Source organism: Bacillus sp. LR_5 (genome assembly GCF_042709275.1).
The window spans coordinates 1-19,484 of sequence record NZ_JAVAXX010000057.1 but is presented as its reverse complement, the minus strand read 5'-3'; the positions used below and the strand labels follow the sequence as shown (position 1 = coordinate 19,484).

General features: G+C 44.7%; 23 protein-coding genes. 6 read left to right on the top strand and 17 right to left on the bottom strand.

The features are described 5' to 3' along the window. Positions 1–52: 52 nt before the first annotated feature. Positions 53–634 (top strand): undecaprenyl-diphosphate phosphatase BcrC, encoded by a 582-nt coding sequence (gene bcrC, locus RAC86_RS14155; protein ID WP_014115466.1) that lies wholly within the window; start codon positions 53–55, stop codon positions 632–634. 25 nt (positions 635–659) lie between these two features. On the opposite strand, the gene RAC86_RS14150 is transcribed toward bcrC, so the two are convergent. Together RAC86_RS14150 and spoIIQ are read right to left on the bottom strand one after the other, a co-directional pair. Continuing rightward, a complete protein-coding gene (locus tag RAC86_RS14150) occupies positions 660–1,097 on the bottom strand; it encodes a VanZ family protein (RefSeq protein ID WP_061186471.1) in 438 nt (145 codons plus the stop codon). Positions 1,098–1,208: 111 nt separating this feature from the next. After that, positions 1,209–2,081 carry a stage II sporulation protein SpoIIQ gene (gene spoIIQ / locus RAC86_RS14145; RefSeq protein ID WP_061186472.1) on the bottom strand — a complete coding sequence of 291 codons (873 nt, stop codon included), beginning with the start codon at positions 2,079–2,081 and terminating at the stop codon, positions 1,209–1,211. A 139-nt stretch (positions 2,082–2,220) separates the two neighbouring features. Here spoIIQ and RAC86_RS14140 point away from each other — a divergent pair, with 139 nt between their 5' ends. From RAC86_RS14140 to RAC86_RS14130, 3 genes are all read left to right on the top strand, one after another. Then, positions 2,221–2,712 (top strand): GNAT family N-acetyltransferase, encoded by a 492-nt coding sequence (locus RAC86_RS14140; RefSeq protein ID WP_072181891.1) that lies wholly within the window; start codon positions 2,221–2,223, stop codon positions 2,710–2,712. Continuing rightward, positions 2,709–3,227: a DUF5362 family protein gene (locus RAC86_RS14135; protein ID WP_072181862.1), complete on the top strand. Its 519-nt coding sequence runs from the start codon at positions 2,709–2,711 to the stop codon at positions 3,225–3,227. Before RAC86_RS14140 ends, RAC86_RS14135 begins: the two co-directional genes overlap by 4 nt. A 251-nt stretch (positions 3,228–3,478) precedes the next feature. Continuing rightward, on the top strand, positions 3,479–5,269 hold the full coding sequence (locus RAC86_RS14130; protein WP_072565402.1) for an N-acetylneuraminate synthase family protein: 1,791 nt from the start codon (positions 3,479–3,481) through the stop codon (positions 5,267–5,269). A 136-nt stretch (positions 5,270–5,405) separates the two neighbouring features. Here the strand turns inward: RAC86_RS14130 and RAC86_RS14125 are convergent, their stop codons facing one another. Continuing rightward, positions 5,406–5,840 (bottom strand): DUF5392 family protein, encoded by a 435-nt coding sequence (locus tag RAC86_RS14125; RefSeq protein ID WP_072565403.1) that lies wholly within the window; start codon positions 5,838–5,840, stop codon positions 5,406–5,408. A 241-nt stretch (positions 5,841–6,081) separates the two neighbouring features. Between RAC86_RS14125 and cls the strand changes: the two genes are divergently transcribed. Beyond that, positions 6,082–7,530: a cardiolipin synthase gene (cls, locus tag RAC86_RS14120; RefSeq protein ID WP_014115473.1), complete on the top strand. Its 1,449-nt coding sequence runs from the start codon at positions 6,082–6,084 to the stop codon at positions 7,528–7,530. Positions 7,531–7,551: 21 nt separating this feature from the next. Here the strand turns inward: cls and RAC86_RS14115 are convergent, their stop codons facing one another. Next, positions 7,552–8,325, bottom strand: a complete 774-nt coding sequence (locus tag RAC86_RS14115) for a MerR family transcriptional regulator (protein ID WP_061186473.1) — start codon at positions 8,323–8,325, stop codon at positions 7,552–7,554. A 144-nt stretch (positions 8,326–8,469) separates the two neighbouring features. Here RAC86_RS14115 and RAC86_RS14110 point away from each other — a divergent pair, with 144 nt between their 5' ends. Beyond that, positions 8,470–8,859 carry a DUF5362 family protein gene (locus tag RAC86_RS14110; protein WP_014115475.1) on the top strand — a complete coding sequence of 130 codons (390 nt, stop codon included), beginning with the start codon at positions 8,470–8,472 and terminating at the stop codon, positions 8,857–8,859. A gap of 34 nt (positions 8,860–8,893) precedes the next feature. Here the strand turns inward: RAC86_RS14110 and RAC86_RS14105 are convergent, their stop codons facing one another. The 13 genes from RAC86_RS14105 to rapB all read right to left on the bottom strand — a co-directional run. Further along, a complete protein-coding gene (locus RAC86_RS14105) occupies positions 8,894–9,535 on the bottom strand; it encodes an NAD(P)-dependent oxidoreductase (RefSeq protein WP_072565404.1) in 642 nt (213 codons plus the stop codon). 67 nt (positions 9,536–9,602) lie between these two features. Next, on the bottom strand, positions 9,603–10,004 hold the full coding sequence (locus RAC86_RS14100) for an Rrf2 family transcriptional regulator (protein WP_072565405.1): 402 nt from the start codon (positions 10,002–10,004) through the stop codon (positions 9,603–9,605). A gap of 133 nt (positions 10,005–10,137) precedes the next feature. Next, positions 10,138–11,847 (bottom strand): urease subunit alpha, encoded by a 1,710-nt coding sequence (ureC, locus tag RAC86_RS14095; protein WP_014115478.1) that lies wholly within the window; start codon positions 11,845–11,847, stop codon positions 10,138–10,140. After that, on the bottom strand, positions 11,844–12,218 hold the full coding sequence (gene ureB / locus RAC86_RS14090; protein WP_072565406.1) for an urease subunit beta: 375 nt from the start codon (positions 12,216–12,218) through the stop codon (positions 11,844–11,846). Before ureB ends, ureC begins: the two co-directional genes overlap by 4 nt. Next, on the bottom strand, positions 12,215–12,532 hold the full coding sequence (gene ureA, locus RAC86_RS14085) for an urease subunit gamma (RefSeq protein ID WP_003227724.1): 318 nt from the start codon (positions 12,530–12,532) through the stop codon (positions 12,215–12,217). Before ureA ends, ureB begins: the two co-directional genes overlap by 4 nt. Before the next feature lie 99 nt (positions 12,533–12,631). Then, positions 12,632–13,333: an urea ABC transporter ATP-binding subunit UrtE gene (gene urtE, locus RAC86_RS14080; RefSeq protein WP_014115480.1), complete on the bottom strand. Its 702-nt coding sequence runs from the start codon at positions 13,331–13,333 to the stop codon at positions 12,632–12,634. Further along, on the bottom strand, positions 13,330–14,079 hold the full coding sequence (urtD, locus tag RAC86_RS14075; RefSeq protein WP_072565407.1) for an urea ABC transporter ATP-binding protein UrtD: 750 nt from the start codon (positions 14,077–14,079) through the stop codon (positions 13,330–13,332). The genes urtE and urtD overlap by 4 nt, the downstream gene beginning before the upstream one ends. Further along, a complete protein-coding gene (gene urtC / locus RAC86_RS14070; protein WP_014115482.1) occupies positions 14,054–15,124 on the bottom strand; it encodes an urea ABC transporter permease subunit UrtC in 1,071 nt (356 codons plus the stop codon). The genes urtD and urtC overlap by 26 nt, the downstream gene beginning before the upstream one ends. A gap of 11 nt (positions 15,125–15,135) precedes the next feature. Beyond that, on the bottom strand, positions 15,136–16,038 hold the full coding sequence (gene urtB, locus RAC86_RS14065; protein ID WP_014115483.1) for an urea ABC transporter permease subunit UrtB: 903 nt from the start codon (positions 16,036–16,038) through the stop codon (positions 15,136–15,138). A 32-nt stretch (positions 16,039–16,070) separates the two neighbouring features. Then, positions 16,071–17,327, bottom strand: a complete 1,257-nt coding sequence (gene urtA / locus RAC86_RS14060; RefSeq protein ID WP_072565408.1) for an urea ABC transporter substrate-binding protein — start codon at positions 17,325–17,327, stop codon at positions 16,071–16,073. A 205-nt stretch (positions 17,328–17,532) separates the two neighbouring features. Next, positions 17,533–17,721, bottom strand: coding sequence for a stress response protein CsbD (gene csbD / locus RAC86_RS14055; RefSeq protein ID WP_014115485.1), 189 nt, complete (start codon positions 17,719–17,721; stop codon positions 17,533–17,535). 71 nt (positions 17,722–17,792) lie between these two features. Further along, complete coding sequence (locus tag RAC86_RS14050) at positions 17,793–18,272, bottom strand: hypothetical protein (protein WP_014115486.1); 480 nt, start codon at positions 18,270–18,272, stop codon at positions 17,793–17,795. Positions 18,273–18,442: 170 nt separating this feature from the next. Further along, positions 18,443–19,484: response regulator aspartate phosphatase RapB (gene rapB / locus RAC86_RS14045; RefSeq protein WP_377885809.1), on the bottom strand; the 1,042-nt coding region annotated here is incomplete at its 5' end.

Below are 19,484 nucleotides of genomic sequence, written 5' to 3'. Positions count from 1 at the left end.
AACTTTTTATGAGTATAATGAGTCTATTATTAAAAATGTAAAAGGTGATTATTTGAATTACGAAATCTTTAAAGCCATCCATGGACTATCTCATCACAATTCAGTTCTCGATTCTATTATGGTCTTCATAACGGAATATGCGATTGTCGCCTATGCCCTTATCCTATTGGCAATCTGGCTGTTCGGGAACACGCAAAGCAGAAAAAATGTGCTTTACGCGGGACTTACAGGAATTGCGGGTCTTGTCATCAACTTTTTGATTACACAAGTTTATTTCGAACCGCGCCCGTTCGTTGCGCACACCGTGCATACGCTGATTCCGCATGATGCGGATGCTTCATTTCCGAGTGACCACACTACAGGTGCGTTAGCGATTTCTATTGCGATGCTTTTCAGAAACCGCAAAATCGGCTGGCCGCTTGTCATTTTCGGGCTTTTGACAGGCTTTTCGAGAATTTGGGTAGGGCATCACTATCCGGTAGATGTATTGGGCAGCCTTGTTGTCGCCATCATTATCGGGTTCCTATTCTTTAGATTTTCAGATCTGCTTCGCCCATTCGTCGATTTGATTGTGAGAATCTATGAAGCCATCATCAATAAACTGACGAAAAAACCAACTGATCAAAATTTCTAGAAAAAACAAAAGCCGGCGTCTGAACCTAAGACAGCCGGCTTTCATATTTTTCGTACATTTCATGTTTTCTCCGCTTCGCCAACACATATAAACCACAAAACAATACAATTCCAACAGTATCGATGAGCACATCCCGAATACATCCGTTCCTGCTGAAGAAGAGCTGAAGAACTTCTGTGAAAAAAGCAAACGCGAATGAGCCGGCTGCAGCTGATTTTATGCTGCCCCGCTGTTTCCACAGCAAATATGTCAGCACAAAGAAAGAAAACACGTGCCCGATTTTTTGGATAAACGCTACAGGTACAGTAAGCTCAGTAAAATCCATGTCTAAAAATTGAGACAGATCAGGGTGCGGCTGAAAATGAAAAGCCACCGTTTGCGATACGACCATGCCGCTGAAGCTTTCCGTACAAACAGAGAGCAGAATAAAAAAGATCCAACCCGCGAGCAATAGACGGTTCATGACATAACCTCCTTTATAACGAACGTGCCTATGTGTAACTACATAGACGGTGAAACAAAGCAAAAAGTAACAGAAAAAAAACGCCCATCACACGGATAGACGTTTTCTACATTAAGACTGTTCAGTGTCTTCTGTTGTGCTGCTTTCTTTAGATCCAGATTTGTCAGTTGAATCATCCGTTTTCTCACCGGATTTTTCTTCTGTTCCTTTTTCAGGTGATCCATCCTTTTTCTCGGAAGATTGCTGAATGGATTCTTCTGTTTCTTCAGTGGCAGCTTTTTCTTCAGCAGCTGCTGCTTTTTCAATAGAAGAAACCGGCTTGTCCATAAAGTTCAGCGGGTTCATTGCGACTCCATCTTTACGGATTTCAAAATGTACGTGATTTCCGCTGTCTTCGCTGTAAAGGTTCTTGCCAGACTTTCCGATCACTTGGTTTTGTTTTACTTTGTCACCTTGCTCAACACTTACTTCAGAAAGAGATTGGTACACAGTTGATAATCCGTCGGCATGTTCTACTTCCACAACATATCCCAGCACCGGATCTTTTTCAGCTTTAACAACCGTACCGCTCAGAGAAGCAGAAACATCGAAATCTTTTCCGTCTTTCTCAGCTAAGTCAATTCCTTTGCTTAGGCTGTACGTGTTATTATAGGTAACGAGTGCTGCTTCTTTTTCTTCTTTTGCGGCATCGGTTTCATAGAACTTTTTCACAACAGAAACGTTTTCAGAATCAACAACCGGCATTGCGACATTTTCCATTGACTTTCCTACTTCAACTGCATCGTCGTTGTTGTCATACGCGGAGTTTCCGCCGTTATCAGCTAACTGATCCTTCACTTCATCGTTTGATACAGATTGATACCAAAGGACAGCTGTTAAAATGACGGCCGCACTGACTAAGTAAATTGCAGGGAACACCCAGCGTTTACGAAAAAACTGCTGAAGTTTTTTGACTTGAGAAGTTTTCTTTTCTTCCTCTCTCATTGTTTATCACCTCAGCAACATTCTGAACACTTTTCTGAAAATATATACACCTATCCAAAAAAACTTTTTTAGATGTAGTTTGCGCAGACTGATACGAAAATATGTCTTTTTTTGAGAGGAGTGCCAAAAACGTATGAACATGACATTGCGTCTTGCTGAACATAAAGATCTGGAGGCTGTTGTTGCGATTTATAATTCAACGATTGCTTCTCGAATGGTAACAGCCGATACCGAACCGGTAACTCCTGAAGACCGGATGGAATGGTTTTTGGGCCATACAGAGGCACGTCCCCTCTATGTTGCCGAGGACGAAAACGGGAACGTCGCTGCCTGGATCAGCTTTGAAACATTTTACGGAAGGCCCGCCTATAATAAAACAGCGGAGGTCAGCATATACATTGACGAAGCATGCCGCGGCAAAGGCGTTGGATCGTATTTGCTTCAGGAAGCGCTCCGCATTGCGCCGGATCTAGGAATCCGCTCACTTATGGCCTTCATTTTCGGACATAATAAACCAAGCCTGAAGCTGTTTGAAAAGCACGGGTTTGCAGAATGGGGACTATTCCCCGGCATTGCCGAAATGGACGGCAAAAGATATGATTTAAAAATTTTAGGGAGAGAGCTGTCATGATTAGTCTGGATAAAGATGAAAACGAGATTGAAAATCATAATGAAGAAAATAGCCCCGCTGAGCAGGAGATTGAACCTGCAGAAAGTGAGGGCCGCCAGCTGAGTGCCTCTGCTGTCAAGTCGCTATCAGACATTGCCAAGTGGGGCAAAATTTCAGGCATTTTGCTGATCATTATGGGATCGCTGGTTACTCTGTCTACCTTAATGACAGTCATCGGCGCCATTCCGGGCGTACTGCTCATTATTTCGGGCGTCTTTCTGATGCGTTCAGCAAAAGCAGCCGCGGAAGCCGAAGGAAATCTTAGCGGCACCGCTGGCGAAAGCATGCTTGAGAATTACGGGACATTTATTAAAATGCAGCTGTTTTACGCAGCATCCAGTATCGTCACTGGCCTGATCGGAATCATTTTGGCCATTTTCGTGCTGGTGGTTATCGGCATTGCTGCTTTTGAAAACACCAATACGTATGAGGATCCGGATTCTTATTATTATGAGGATGATCCAGTTTTTGAATAAAGCCATTGAACAGTACCGGGCATGTGTTCCAGACAAAGCGGAACCATGCTTTTTTATTTGTCTATTTTTCACCCTTTACCTCAATTTGACGGATATTTGCCAATCAAAGCAGGCAGGTGCAAACACTAAGTTCTTAAGCAAGCATACAATCTAATAAAACGACTTGGTCTTTTTTTTAGAAACAGCTTTCAAAAGTGGCACCTGCCATATCACTGCAGGATTGTCCCAATAAAAATAAAGGAGTGGGGCATTTGGAAAGTAACAGCATTTCGGAAAAAGTAAAAGTCATTGCTGAAATCGCAAACGCCCATCAAGGAAAAGAGGAGAACCTCAAAGCACTCATCAAGGCTGCCGCAGAAAGCGGAGCAGATGGTGTGAAATTTCAGTGGTTCAAGTATGACCGTATTGCAACACCGTGTTTTTTTGCTTATGAGTCATATATCGAGCTGTTTTTGAATGAAGATGTATGGAAAAATTGTGTCGCTTATGGAAAAAGACTTGGATTAGAAATTTGGGTGGATATTTTCGATTCATGGGGGGCAGGTCTCTTTTTGCATCTGCAGCATGACATTGATGGCATAAAGCTTCCAACAACCATCCTTCAATCCACAGAAATCATGAAAACGATCGGTATGACAGAGAAGCCTGTGCTCATCGGAGTTGGGGGATGGTATGAAGAAGAGATCGATCAGATGATGTCGCTTGTAAAACAACATATGGCAAATCAGCTCATTCTCATGCACGGATTTCAAGGGTATCCGACAAAATTAGAGGATATTAACCTAAAACGGATACAACATCTACAAAAAAGATACAAGGTTCAAATTGGATTTGCGGATCACATTGACGCAGATCATCCGCTTGCAGCCGATCTCCCTGTCTATGCATTCTTCTCAGGGGCAGCTGTTATTGAAAAACATATTACCCTACATCGGGCAGCTAAAGGGTTTGATTATTATTCTTCACTAGAGCCGAACGAATTCAAAGTGATGACGGAAAAGCTCCAGCAGGCCCAAATTGCAGATGGTTCAACTGAAGTAAAGGAATCCGAAAGAAAGTATTTGCATGATTCATCATTACGCGTAACAGCCAACCGGGATATAAAAAAAGGAGAAATCATTACACTGGATAAAACGAGCTACAAAAGATGCGGAAATGAGAATGCATTAATGCCCTTACAAGCCGAGGACGCTTTTCCTCAAGTAGCAACTGCTAATGTATCGTTAAACCAGCCAATTACACCCAACGAAATAAAAAGTCCAAGAATTGCGATTGCAGTGATATGCCGGCTAAAATCGACTCGTTTGCCGAAAAAAGCGCTGCTCCCTATTTACGGAATACCATCTGTTGAGCGCTGTTTAATCAATTGCCTGGCTGTCCCTGGTGTTCATGAAGTTGTATTGGCAACGTCAAATCTTCCTGAAGACGACCCGCTTGAAGCTTTTACTCTAAACGGAAAGGTCAGAATCGTGAGAGGCGCCCCCGAAAATGTGGCAGAAAGAATGCTTGAAGCCGCAGCTTTAACAAAATCCGATATTATTATCCGTGTGACAGGTGATTGTCCAGCGGTTTCACCTGAAGTGCTTCAATATTTAATTGACCGGCACTTGCAAAAAGGTGCAGATTATACTCAGGAGCTTTCAAGTTCAGCAGGAATTTCCGGTAATGTCATTACTGTTGAAGCCCTTCAGCGGCTTGTGCAGCAGCCAAAACCGTTAACCCATACAGAATATCTTTCTTTTTATTTTTTAAACAACCCTTCCCTATTTTCCATCAATCAAGTCAGCCTGCCAGAAGAACTCCATTATCCATCTTGGCGTTTAACACTGGATGAACCTAAAGACTTAGAGTTGTTTGAACAAATATATCGAAACCTGGATGTCAAAAACGAACCGCTCTATTTCAGCCGGATAAGAGATTATTTATCAGAAAACCAACACGTTTCAAAAATAAATCAGGATGTGTCGACCAAATGGATCGATCAGACATCTCTAGTGAAGGAAATCAACAAAGCAACGCTGTTGCCATCGGAGAACAAATAATATCTTGCTAAAAAACGGTGCATGAGTTCGGGACCATTCCGAAACCGTGCATTTTATTACGACTGCCCACATCCCTAGTGTCTAAAAAAACACCCGATTGTCAGGCAAATCCCAACATTCCGGGTGCAGTTCTTATTTAATACATTTTCTTGCGTCTGTCTTCCTCAGTCAAAAATTCTACAAAACTTCGCATCGCAAACGGTTCTTCCTTAATCTGTCGCGTATAGGAGTCTTTTCTCTCTTCTGAAAGGATTTCGCTCTTTTTGATCCTGTTCAGCATATAGATCTGAACCGTTTTTTGGATTTGTTTATGCTGATAGCCTGCTTCTTTGAAAAATGCCAGCCCAAGCGCCGCCAAAAGGGCGAATATACCTGCGCTGATCAAGGACTCCCTGTCAGCTGAAGCGTGAAATAGAAAAGCAGCTAAATTAAAGAGAGAGAATGCAGCAAGCGGAATAGCAAGAAAACGGTAAATGACGGTTTTTTTCATGAAAGGCTGTACGGCCTTTTGAATTTTTTGCATTTCTGTTTTAATGAACCCCGGCATTTGTTCGACTCTGTAAAAGTTCATGTAATCCTCCCCCTTTATTTTGTTGCAAGGCTTCACGGACGTTATGATATGTGTTTATTTTAACGCAGGTGCAAGCTGGTTTTAAAGAAATCTGCCCGTATTTTTCACGAAGAATCTGGATCGCCGCTCTTTATTCTTTTAAAATGTGAGTGTTATAATTTGTAATGGGAATCAGATCGCTGTTAATCATGGAATACTAATGGCAATCTTCTTGATAAATATGAATGAGCGGGGTTACAAAGTGAGTATTTCTTCCATCCTTTTATCACTTTTTTTCATTTTGAATATTCTTTTAGCTATCATTGTCATTTTTAAAGAACGGCGCGATGCCAGCGCATCTTGGGCGTGGCTGCTTGTTCTTTTCTTTATTCCCGTTTTAGGCTTTATTTTATACTTATTATTCGGCCATAATCTCAGGCGTAAGCATTTGTTTCAATGGGAGGACCGAAAAAAGATCGGAATTGAAAAGCTGCTGAAGCATCAGCTTGAAGATTTAGAAAACAAGCAATTTCAGTTCAACAACCGGGCGACCTTTGATAACAAAGATTTAATATATATGCTTATCATGAATAACCATGCTGTGTTCACTGAGGATAATTCAGTTGACGTCATTACAGATGGACGGGATAAGTTTCAGCGGCTGCTGAATGACATTTCAAAGGCTAAAGATCATATCCACTTACAATATTATATTTATAAAGGTGATGAATTAGGCAAAAAATTACGGGACGCTCTCATCCAAAAAGCGAAAGAAGGCGTTCAGGTCAGGGTGCTTTATGATGAACTCGGGTCCAGAACGCTGCGAAAAAAGTTTTTTAAAGAGCTCCGCGAGGCCGGCGGGCATGTGGAGGTCTTTTTCCCTTCAAAGCTCAGGCCAATTAACTTGCGGCTGAATTACCGGAACCACCGCAAGCTTGTCATCATAGACGGAATAATCGGTTATGTCGGAGGATTTAACGTCGGAGATGAGTATCTCGGGCTTAATCCGAAATTTGGTTATTGGCGTGATACGCATATCCGGCTCCAGGGGACGGCCGTGCATGCCATCCAGACGCGTTTCATCCTTGACTGGAACCAAGCTTCCCATCACCATACGCTGACATATATTCCGAATCACTTTCCTGATTACGGCCCAAAAGGCAACGTCGGGATGCAGATTGTCACAAGCGGACCGGATTCCGAATGGGAACAGATTAAAAATGGCTACATTAAAATGATTTCGAATGCCAAGCGTTCCATTTTGATTCAAACGCCTTATTTTATCCCGGACGCAAGCCTGCTGGATGCTTTGAGGATCGCGTGCCTATCGGGGGTTGACGTCAATATTATGATCCCGAACAAGCCTGATCATGCCTTTGTATACTGGGCGACACTTTCGTACATCGGCGATCTGCTGAAAGCCGGAGCCACTGTCTATATTTACGATAATGGCTTTATTCATGCGAAAACCATCGTGGTGGATGACGAAATCGCATCTGTCGGCACAGCGAATATCGATGTCCGAAGCTTCAGGCTGAATTTTGAGGTTAATGCATTTATTTACGATATCACCATTGCGAAAAAACTGGTTTCTACATTTAAAGAAGATTTGCTCGTATCCAGAAAATACACCTATGAAGAATACCTGCAGCGCCCCTTGTGGATTCGAATTAAAGAATCCGTCTCGCGCTTGTTGTCGCCGATTTTATAAGATGTGCCAGAACCCCAGCTTTTATAGCCGGGGTTTTTCCTGTTGGTCACAGTAAATGATGATCGCCTCCCGCAAAAAAGCGGCAAGGCCTTCTCCATATTGATTGATTGCATTTGTAAATCGTTCGTCAGTGATATACACTTCTCCAAGCCCTCTGAAAATGTCGAGCGTGCATTCGTAATGATATTGGCTAATATGATCACGAAACGCCCCCACAGCGGACTGAACCTCTGTATCATCGGGGCCGTGTATCATTCGTGCCGCAATTTGTCTGTAAATCGAATCAAATTCAGCCATGATCGCGCGCCAATCGTCCGCTGAGTATGCAGATGTCCTTTTCTCTGTTTCTTCTGCAATTTCCCTTCCATACAGCTTTCTGACTTCATCAGCGTATGTCTGCTGGTGCTCTTCAATGTCTTTCATGCTTAACCCGGCAAATAAATCCCGCTTATCCATATGTTCTCCTCCCTCAATAGATTGAAGCGTCCTGTCAACCGTTTGAATCATCTCTTCCATTCTTTGTTTTTTCTTCATCAACATATCCTTTTGCGACTGAAGTGCCGCTTTCCGGTCAAAATTCGGATGATCCAACATCTCTTTAATATCATCCAGACGAAACCCAATTTCCCTAAAAAATAAAATCTGCTGGAGTCTTTCCAGATCTGCATCACTGTACAAACGATACCCTGCGTCAGTAAGCGCTGAAGGTTTCAGAAGCTGAATATCATCATAGTGATGAAGCGTCCGAATGCTGACACCTGCTATGTCCGCCACTTGTTTGACTTGGTATTTCATAAATAACACCTCCTCTTCTTCTATCGTAAACAATCACGCAGCGTCAGGGTCAATCCCAAAATGTTATTTTTTATATACAAAACTTCTCACAAATAGTGTATAAAAGAAAAGTGAGTATTTTTTTGTAAAGGGGAGCCAGTGTACATGAATCCTGAAACCATGAACAAAACCCTCATTAGCATTTCGAAATGGGGAAAAGCAACAGGCATTTTATTTATTATTATGGGCGCAATTACCGCGCTTTCAGGCGCGTTCTTTTTTCTAATCGGTGCCGTGCCGGGCGTACTGCAAATTATTTCCGGAATCTTTTTGATGCGTTCCGCTAAAGAAGCAGGGCAAATGGCTGAACACCATAGCGGACAGTCTGAGGACTTAATGCTGGAGAATTACGCGAAGTTTGTAAAGATGCAAGGGATTTATTTAATCGTAAGCATTGCTGTATCCATTCTTGCGATTATCGCCTTCTTCGTCTTCTTAATGCTTGGAATTGCTGACGGCCTTTTCAGCGATTATGATACGTACAACACTTATTAATGAGAAAAACCCGGAGGAAGCTCCGGGTTTTTTATTATTCCGCTTCGCTTACCACTGTGAAGCGTTCATTTTTGTGTGCAGGTTGTTCAAGCTCATCCAATACGGCAATGGCATAATCTGCATAGCTGATATAGCTGTCGCCTTTTGCATTTACGATGACATTGTCTTTTCCTTTTTGGTAAGAACCCGTCCGTTTTCCTGCCGGATCAAAAAATGCCGCAGGGCTGAGGAACGTCCAGGAAATGGAGTCTGTCTGCTGCAAATCTTTCAGGTTCTCCCCTTGATTTGATGCAGTCGGCAAATATTCTTTCGGGAATTCCGGTGTATCCATTAAACGGGTTGTTTTGGCTTCATCAACAAACAGGCTTCCTGCTCCGCCGACGACAAGCAATCTTGTGTTTTTCACATTCTTTAAGATGCTGATTAGCGCTCTGCCTGCCTCAACATGAAGGTGTTCCTGGCCAGGCGCTGCTCCAAAAGCGTTTACAACCGCATCGAAAGGCTTGATGTCTTCTGCAGTCAGTTCAAACACATCTTTCTCCAAAATCGCTATGTCCTGATCCTGCACTTTTGAAGCGTTTCGGACGATGGCAGTCACTTCATGGCCTCTTGTTTTCGCTTCTTTCAAAATCTCGTTTCCTGCTTTTCCGCTTGCGCCGATAATTCCAATTTTCATTTTTCATTTCCTCCTTATTTGTAACAATTTTAGTTACATGTTAGCGGTGAGAAGTCATCTCTTTTGATTAAAAGAGATGATTCATAACATCTTTTAATGACTTGCTTGCCAGTTCATTTTCCATCGCTTTTTGCACACTTTCAAATGTTTCATCCAGAGCGATCTGAATTTTTTTCCCTACCGGACATTTCGGATTGGGGTTTTCATGAACCGCAAAGAGTTCCTCTTGCTTTTGGACAGCCCGGTACACTTCTAAAAGAGAAATATCAGCAGGATCTTTTTTGAGGCTTGCACCCGGCACCCCGGCGCGTGATGTGAGAATATCCGCTTTTTTCAGCAGGCTGATCATTCTTCGCACGACTACCGGATTCGTGTTGACACTGTCAGCAATGATTTCTGAAGATGTTTTTTCATCCATCGAGATGAGGGATAAAATATGAATGGCAACAGCAAGACGGCTGTTAATCATGTTTTTCACCACCGTTGTAACTATAATAGTTACATTTGATTCGTTTGTCAACATCTAATATACACTAAATACGGGGTTCTTGTGCACCGTTTTTAGTCAATAGAACGGCCGGATGCACTCCGGCCGCGTCTTGTCAGAATAAGAAATATCTTTGTCCAAGCGGAACATAATCGACAGGCTGGCAAGACAATTCCTCTCCGTCAGCGAAGACCTGATAAGTTTTTGGATCAACCTCAATCTTCGGCAATGCTGAGTTCAATTTCATATCCAGCTTGCTCAGCTTTCTGATATTTTTGACAGGAGAAATTCTTTTTTCCAACCCTAAGCTTTCCGCCACACCCCGCTCAATGCTTGCTTGAGACATAAATGTAATGGAGGTTGAGCGATTGGCTTTTCCGTAAGACGCATACATTTGGCGCATAAACACCGGTTCAGGAGTCGGGATGGACGCATTCGGATCCCCCATTTGCGCACGTGCAATCATGCCGCCCTTTAAGACAAGTTCAGGTTTTACGCCGAAAAATACCGGGTCCCACAGAACGAGATCTGCGAGCTTCCCTTTTTCCACCGAGCCGACTTCATGGCTGAGCCCGTGAGTAATCGCCGGATTAATTGTGTATTTGGCAACGTAGCGTTTTGCACGCACATTGTCGTTTCTGTTTTCACCGGCAAGTGCACCGCGCTGCTTTTTCATTTTATCGGCTACCTGCCATGTTCGGATGATCACTTCACCGACACGCCCCATCGCTTGGGAATCCGATGATGTCATGCTGATCGCGCCGATATCATGGAGTATGTCCTCTGCCGCAATGGTCGCAGCCCTGATTCTCGAATGGCTGAACGCCACATCTTCAGGCACTTTCGCATCTAAATGGTGGCAGACCATCATCATGTCAAGATGCTCATCCATCGTATTAACGGTATAAGGAATGGTTGGCGTTGTGGATGACGGCAGAATGTTTGCGTAAGAGGCGAGCTTCATAATATCCGGGGCGTGGCCGCCGCCTGCTCCTTCAATGTGATAGGTATGAATGACCCGGTCCCCGATCGCATCGAGCGTGTTTTCCAAAAAGCCCGCTTCGTTAATCGTATCGGTATGGATGGCGACTTGAATATCCGCCTCATCCACAACTTCCATACACGTTTTGATGGCGCTTGGCGTCGTGCCCCAGTCTTCATGAAGCTTAAGGCCGATGGCGCCTGCTTCCACCTGCTCGATCAGCGGCGCTTTATCGGATGCATTCCCTTTTCCTAAGAAGCCGACATTAATCGGAAACTCCTCGGCCGCTTCCAGCATCCTTGCCATATACCACGCGCCGGACGTACATGTTGTCGCTTTGCTTCCTGTAGCAGGTCCTGTTCCGCCCCCCAAAAGGGTCGTCACACCTGAAGAAAGCGCAACTTCCATCTGCTGGGGACAAATAAAATGAATGTGCGTGTCCACTCCTCCGGCTGTTAAAATTTTGCCTTCACCGGAAATCACCTCTGTACCCGCGCCGATGACCATATGCGGATCGACTCCGTCCATGATATCAGGGTTGCCGCTTTTTCCGACGCCAACAATCCGGCCGTCTTTCACACCGACATCCGCTTTGACAATGCCTGTGTAATCCAATAGGACGACGTTGGTGATGACCAAATCCAAAGCGCCGTCTTTGGCTGTAATTCTGCCGTTTTGGCCCATGCCGTCGCGGATCGTTTTTCCGCCGCCAAAGATCATTTCTTCACCATATACAGTGAAATCCTTTTCGACTTCGATCCATAAATCCGTATCGCCCAATCTGATTTTATCACCCGTTGTCGGGCCAAACAGCTCCGCATATTCCTCCCGTGACATTTTCATCGGATTACACCCTCCATCCAGCCGGCTTGTTTTAAGTTGGCTAACGTTTTTTCTTTGCCGCGTTCATCGATAAACGTGTCGGCCATTCCGTTCAGGCCTCTAATTGTCTTTCGTCCGCCGATTTCCACAAGCGTGACTGTTTTCTGCTCGCCCGGCTCAAAACGTACCGACGTGCCTGATGGAACATCAAGGCGCATGCCGATCGCCTGCTCACGTTCAAATGATAATGCCCCGTTGGCTTCCGCAAAATGAAAATGCGAGCCGACTTGAATGGAGCGTGATCCGGTGTTTTTTACCGCTACCTCCCGTGTCTCACGGCCTTCATTAATCGTAATCGTTCCCTCAGCAATTTGGAATGCTCCCGGCTTCATGACTTCACCTCCGCAGAAATTGGCTGATGTACCGTAACAAGCTTCACTCCATCAGGAAATGTGGCCTCCACCTGAATGCTGTCTAGCATCTCAGGAACACCCTCCATCACATCTTTTTCTGTTAACACATGGCGGCCGGCTTCCATCAGCTCTGCTACTCCCTTTCCGTCACGTGCGCCTTCCATGATAAAACAGGTGATATAAGCGGCAGCCTCAGGGTAGTTGAGCAGAACGCCCCGCGCCTTTCGCTGTTTGGCTAATTCCCCCGCTGCAAAAATGAGCAATTTCTCTTGTTCAACCGGTGTCAGTTTCATCTGTAGTCCTCCTTCTTTTGTCGTATAAAGCGGATGCGGTTACTGCGAATTTGCGGAACATGCAGGCGGGACATCACCTCCCTTTCTTCAAGTACCGGGTCATACGGTAAGATGCCTTTCAAAGCGGCGTGCCGTTTCTTCATCGGCCTTTCCATGGTCGACAACCGTTCCCCTGTCGATCACATAAAGGTAGTCAGCACATGTTAACGCGTTTTCCAGACTGTGCTCGACTAAAACAACGGAAATGTCTTTTTTTCTGGAAATTTCTACGATAACTTGTCTGATTAGTTCGATAATTGACGGCTGAATTCCTTCCATTGGTTCATCAAGTAAAATAATTTTTGGATTTCCCATCAGCGCTCTGGCAATTGCAAGCTGCTGCTGCTGGCCTCCGCTTAAATCGCCGCCTTTGCGGTCAAGCATCTCCTTTAAAACAGGAAACCACTGAAAAATGTCTTCCTTGACCTGCCCCGTTCGCTCCTTCTTCGGAAGCGGCTCTTCCCCAAGCAGCAGGTTGTCACGAACGGTTAAGGAGGAAAAGATGTCTCTTCCCTGCGGAACGTACGCAATTCCCGTTCTTGCCCGTGTTTCCGCCTTTTCGTTTTGAACAAACGTTTGATTAAAACAAATATCCCCCTGTTTTGCCGGAAGCAGGCCTATGATTGTTTTCAGCAAGGTAGATTTGCCGACTCCGTTTCGGCCTAATACAGCGACAATCTGCCCCGGGCGAACCTCCATGCTGAGGCTGTGCAAAACCATCGATTGATCGTAACCGGACGTTACATTCCTGACGGCAATCATGACACACCGCTCCTTCCTAAATACACCTCTGCCACCTCTTCATTGCTTGTGATGTCATCCATCGACCCTTCACAAAGCACTTTGCCTTCATGCATGACAGTGACTTTTCTGGAAAACGAGCGCACAAAATCCATATCGTGCTCGACAATCAGAACAGAGCACGTTTTTGCAATTTCTTCAAGCAGGGCTCCGGTTTTTTCCCGCTCCTTTCCTGTCATGCCGGCAATCGGTTCATCCAGCAGCAAAAGCTTCGGCTCCATGGCGAGCTGCATGCCGATCTCAAGCCATTGCTTCTGTCCGTGTGACAGGCTGCCAGCTGTTAGATCCCATTTGTCATCTAACCCAATCAGCCGCAGGATGTCTATGATCCTGTCACTTTGCTCTTTTGTCATACGAGCTGTCAGCAGTGAAAGGATCGTTTTTTTCTGTTTCATGGCAAGTTCGAGGTTCTCAAACACAGTCAGCTGCGTAAAAACACTCGGAGCCTGAAACTTTCTGGCGACCCCCAGTTTGGCGATCTGATATTCCCGCGCTTTTGTCAGTTCACTCGTTTCTTGAAATAGCACTTCGCCCGAATGCGGCTTCGTTTTTCCGCAAATGATGTCCAGCAAAGTCGTTTTTCCGGCGCCGTTCGGCCCAATTAAAAAATGGATATCACGTTCCTCCACGCTGATATCAGCGCCCTGCAAGGCCCAAAATCCGTCAAACTCAACCTTCACGTCACGGCAGGTAAGTATCGGTTTCATAAGCAGCCGCTCCTTTCTTTTTCGAGGAAGAAAGCTGGGTTCTAATCTTCTCGAACAGCCCGACAATCCCTTTTGGCATATAGAGCACGACGATAATAAACAGCGCGCCGAGGAAGTACAGCCAAATGTCAGGGTAATATTCGCTTAAATAGCTTTTCAAGCCGTTCGTTAACAGCGCGCCAAGCACCGCCCCGAAAATGGAGTGCCTGCCGCCGATTGCGACCCACAGCACCATTTCCACCGAAGGGATGATGCCCATCATTTCCGGCGAGATCATCCCATCCTGAAGCACAAACAGCATCCCGGCAATCCCCGCCATCGCAGCAGATAGACAGTAAATAAACACTTTAAAAACGGTGGAGTGATACCCGAAAAAACGAACCCTGTTTTCTCCGTCGCGCACCGCCTGCAATAGCCGCCCAAAACGGCTTCTTGTCAGAAACAAAGCAAACATGACAGAAACACCGAGGAAAAAGACTGTCGTAAAATACAAAATCTGCTTTATTGCAGGATCGGCCAGAGCATATTGAAAAACGGTAAAGAAATTCGTGAGGCCATTCGTGCCGCCAGTGATGTCCTGGCTGCCGATGAACAGTGTGACAACAACCACCACAACAGCCTGAGAGATCAACGAAAAATAAACACCCTTTATGTTGTTGCGGAAGGTAAAGTAACCGAGTAAAAAGGCCAAAAAAACAGGCACAATAACGGCTGCAGCAATCGCACTAAAAGGATTACTGAACATTGCCCAAATCCACGGCAGTTCACTGACGCCGGTCCACTCCATAAAATCAGGAATGCCTGACGGTGAGGCTTCTATTTTTAAGTACATGGCCATGCAGTAAGCGCCCAATCCGAAAAAGACGCCATGTCCCAAACTCAAAATGCCTGTATATCCCCAAATCAGGCAAATGCCGACCGCCACAATCGCGAAGCATAAAAACTTCGCCAACAGCCCTAATCGAAACTCCTGCAGAAAGAACGGAGCGGCGATAAAAAGGGCAAACATCACCAGATACGGACTGAATTGTGAAAACCGCTTCATCCGGTTCCCTCCTAATCAAGTAATCTCGTTCTGACACTCGCAAGACCTGAAGGCCGCCATTGCAGAAAGAGAATAATAAATGCAAACACGACTACCTTTGCAATCGTAGCGCTTGTGGAATACTCAACGAATGTGCTCAGCAAACCGACCGTCACCGCGCCGATAATGGTGCCTTTTAATTTTCCAATTCCGCCTAATATGACGATCATGAAGGCATCGACGAGGTACGACGAACCGAGAGTAGGCCCGATCGAACCAAGCAATGTGAGTGAGCTCCCCGCGATACCGGCCAGTCCGCTTCCGAGCGCGAAAGCCAATGTATCTGTTTTTCTCACAGATACGCCGAGACACGATGCCATGCTCCGGTTCAGCGTAACCGCCTGCATCCGCCGCCCCGCAGAGGTTTTAAATAAATAGAAACCGAGCAGTGCCAGCGTAAAAAGAACGAGCGCCAAAATAAACAGCCTTTTATACGGAAAGGTAACCGAAAACAGCGTCACCCCTCCCGTCAGCCACTCAGGTGACTTGACGGCTACATTCGGCGCGCCAAAAATCGATCTTGCTGCCTGCTGCAGTATCAAGCTCACCCCCCACGTCGCCAAAAGGCTGTCGAGCGGACGGTCATATAATCGCCTGACAATCACTTTTTCAATGACAATCCCAATAAGCGCCGCAACCGCAAACGCCATGATGATTGCGAATAAAAAATAGTAAGAAAACAGAGAAGCCGGCAAATAGCTTAAAAACAGCTGCTGAACGACATATGTCGTGTAGGCTCCTGCCATAATCAGCTCACCGTGCGCCATATTAATAATGTTCATCAAACCGAATGTAACGGCTAATCCAATCGCAATGAGAATCAAAATAGAACCGAGACTGATCCCGTTAAATAATTGAGTAACGACGACAGACATGCTCCGCCTCCTCCCCCGCAAACGGCTTTGATTTATTTAGATAACCCCTTTGCCCAGTCGTACGTTTTCAAATATGGATCAGGTTTTACCGGTTCACCTGAGTTCCATACTTCTTTAAACTGTCCATCCCCCGTGATTTGCCCGATTCTGACCGTTTTGTAGAGATGCTGTGTATCCCCGTCAATTTTCACTGTGCCGCCCGGTGCCTTGAATGCAATCCCGTCAGCGGCTTTCTTCACCTTATCGACATCAAAGGACTTGGCTTTTTCAACAGCCGCCGCCCAGAGATAAACCGCATTATAGCCGGCTTCAATCGGATCGCTCGTCACCCGGCTATCACCGTTCATCTTTTTATAGCTTTTCACGAATGTTTGATTTTCGCTCGTATTGGTTGTCTGGAAGTAATTCCACACCGCATAATGTCCTTTTAACACATCAGAGCCGATCCCCCGAATTTCTTCCTCAGCGACACTTGCCGACATGACAGGCATATCATCAGCCGATATCCCCGCATCTTTCAGCTGTTTGAAAAACGCCACGTTGCTGTCGCCGTTTAATGTGTTAAAAATGACATCAGGCTGTTTTTCTTTGATTTTGCCGACGAGCGTACTGTAATTGGTGTGGCCTAGCGGCGTATACTCTTCACCGGCAATTTCTCCTCCGTCCGCTTTTACTTGTGCTTTAATGATTTTATTGGCTGTTCTCGGGAACACGTAATCTGATCCGATCAGAAAGAACTTCTTACCTTTATTTTTCAGCAGCCAATCGACAGCCGGCACAATTTGCTGATTCGTCGTTGCTCCGGTATAAAAAATATTAGGTGATGTCTCCATTCCTTCGTACTGCACCGGATAGAACAGCAGGCCATTGTTTTGCTCCACAACCGGAAGCATGGCTTTACGGCTAGCAGATGTCCATCCGCCAAAAACAGCAGCCACTTTGTCTTGCTGAAGCAGCTTTCTCATTTTTTCCGCATATGTAGGCCAGTCTGAAGCGCCGTCTTCCACGACGGGTTCAAGCTTTTTGCCGAGAACTCCGCCTTTTTGGTTGATTTCTTGAATCGCCATTAACTCTGCATCATGGACGGACACTTCGCTGATCGCCATTGTCCCGCTTAGTGAGTGAAGAATCCCGACCTTCACTGAATCCCCGCTTGTGTCGATATCAACTGTTCTTTTCGCACTTCCGCTGGCTTCTGACACTTTCTTCGGCGCAGCACACCCCGTCATCAACACCATGATCAGAAACAACAGAAAAACAGCCTGTATTCCAACCCCTTTGTTTTTCATTCAGAACCTCCCTTTGTCATGTGATGTTACAAAAGTTAACAACTCATGTCATTATTATATAGAAGAGGTTCATTTATTCAAAGAATATTTCAAAAATTTAGATACTTTAACCAAATCGATTGCTTTTTTTGTTACATTTATTCACATTCAAAAAAGCACACAAAAAAAGACAAGAAACATATCGTTTCCTGCCTCTTTCGTATGATTAATCTTTATTTGTGAATGTATCCTTTGCTTTCCCGATATCCTTTTGGATCTCGCCTTTTGCCTTATCCTTTTTGCCTTCAGCCTGCATGTCCGTTTTATCGGTCATATCTCCGACTTTATCCTTCGCTTCTCCTTTGGCTTTATTTAAGCCGCCTTTCATTTTATCTTTTACACTATCGTTACCCATGTTGATTCTCTCCCTTCATTATGTGTGTACTTGTTACCTTCCCGATCTGAGAGGCGGTAAACATTTGAATGTTACTTATCGATTTCGTAGCGCTCTCCGTAGCGGAGCACCTTGTAAATCGCCAGACCGTCTGATGACTTTTTCTCTGAATATCGAACCGGCAGCAGGGCGAAAAACACATAATACGTAGAAAAATAGACAAACTGATAAAAAAACATATTCGGTTTTAATACACTGTGTATAATTAGCAAATTGACTATAAAAATCGTTATCAGGTTAAACAGGCTGCCCCCGGCATACACAAGTGCATGCGAGAACCGATTGTCGGTTTTCAGCTCACCAAACCTGCAAAAGGAATCTATGAAATAGATCGCTCTGATCCGTATCGGCCCAATCTTGAACAGCGTTTTGCCCATCCCAATATCCAACGATCCTTTTCCGCCAAAAATAAGTGCCATGAAGCTGTGCCCTGAAACATGTATGATCTGTACAAGCGGCAGAACAATGAGGAAAGACCATAGAAACTTCACCATATCATTGAAACCGAACATCGAATTCCCCCTCACGCCTGTCATTGACCCAGGCACCGTCTAAACCCGGCTATTTTGAATTTGATCAAAAGCATATGTAGCGAATTTTCCTGTTCTGCCCGAAAATAAACGTTCCGATGCTCTCCTTTTTTTGTATATAAAAAAACCATCTGGCAGCAGATGGTTTCGTCTTACACTTGATATAAACAGTCGTTTCTTTGGATCATTTCTCTCATACTGACTGCTTTTTCATAAAAATACACCGCTTCTTTGTAGTGTTCGCGATGACTGAAATAGGAGGCAGCATCCAAAGCGAATTCTTCAATATATACGTAAAGGGCTTTTTCTTCCATATAGTCAAATACTTCTTGAATCATATCTACATTAACAGATTCCACATATAAGGCCTGCAAAAATTTATATTTCGCCAGACTGAAGAAGTCGTTTCGTTTTTGGGCGATGGCAATCCCTTTTTCATAGTACTGCATCGCAGCTTGGACATCTTGCTTTTTGAAAAGAACGCGAGTCAGGCTGAAGAGCGCTTTTGGAAGCTGTTCCAGCTGATGCTCTTCAAAGACAGGAAGCGCTTTTTCAAAGTATTCCGCGGCTTGATCCAGCTCTCCTTTGTCATCATAGCAATTCCCGATATTATAGAGGGCTGATCCGATCAAACGGGGCTGTCCTTCCAATAAAGCCAGACGATACGCGTCATCCAGATGCTCAAGCGCTTTTTCATAATGTCTGTAGTCAATGTAGTTTCCTGATATGACGAAATGGCATTGAATTCTTCTGACTCTGTAAAAGTCGTGAGCCTTGTATGTCTCAAGCGCCTGTACGGCGTGGTTCATGGAAAAGTGCGTCTGCTTCATGATATAAAAGACTTCCGCCACTTTAAAATGAAATTCCGCTCTTTCAATTTCATCTTCTACAAACGCGAGCATCTTCTCAGCTTTCCGATAAAAGGATATAGCCGAGATGTAATTGTTCTGTTCAAATTCGTACATTCCTCTGAACAAGTGAAAATAATACTCAGATAATCCCGAGATGCTGTCCTGATTGCTTTCCAGCGTTTTGATCAATTCACGATATTGAAGCTGAGATTCCTCGTGCAGGTCAGGCTTTACATAATCCAGCATAATTTGGTGCCGGTAACTGATCAGCTGATAATACAGGAGAAGCAGCTGATCCTCTTCCATCTGTTCTATGTCTTGATCAATCTCTTCCTTCAGCTTA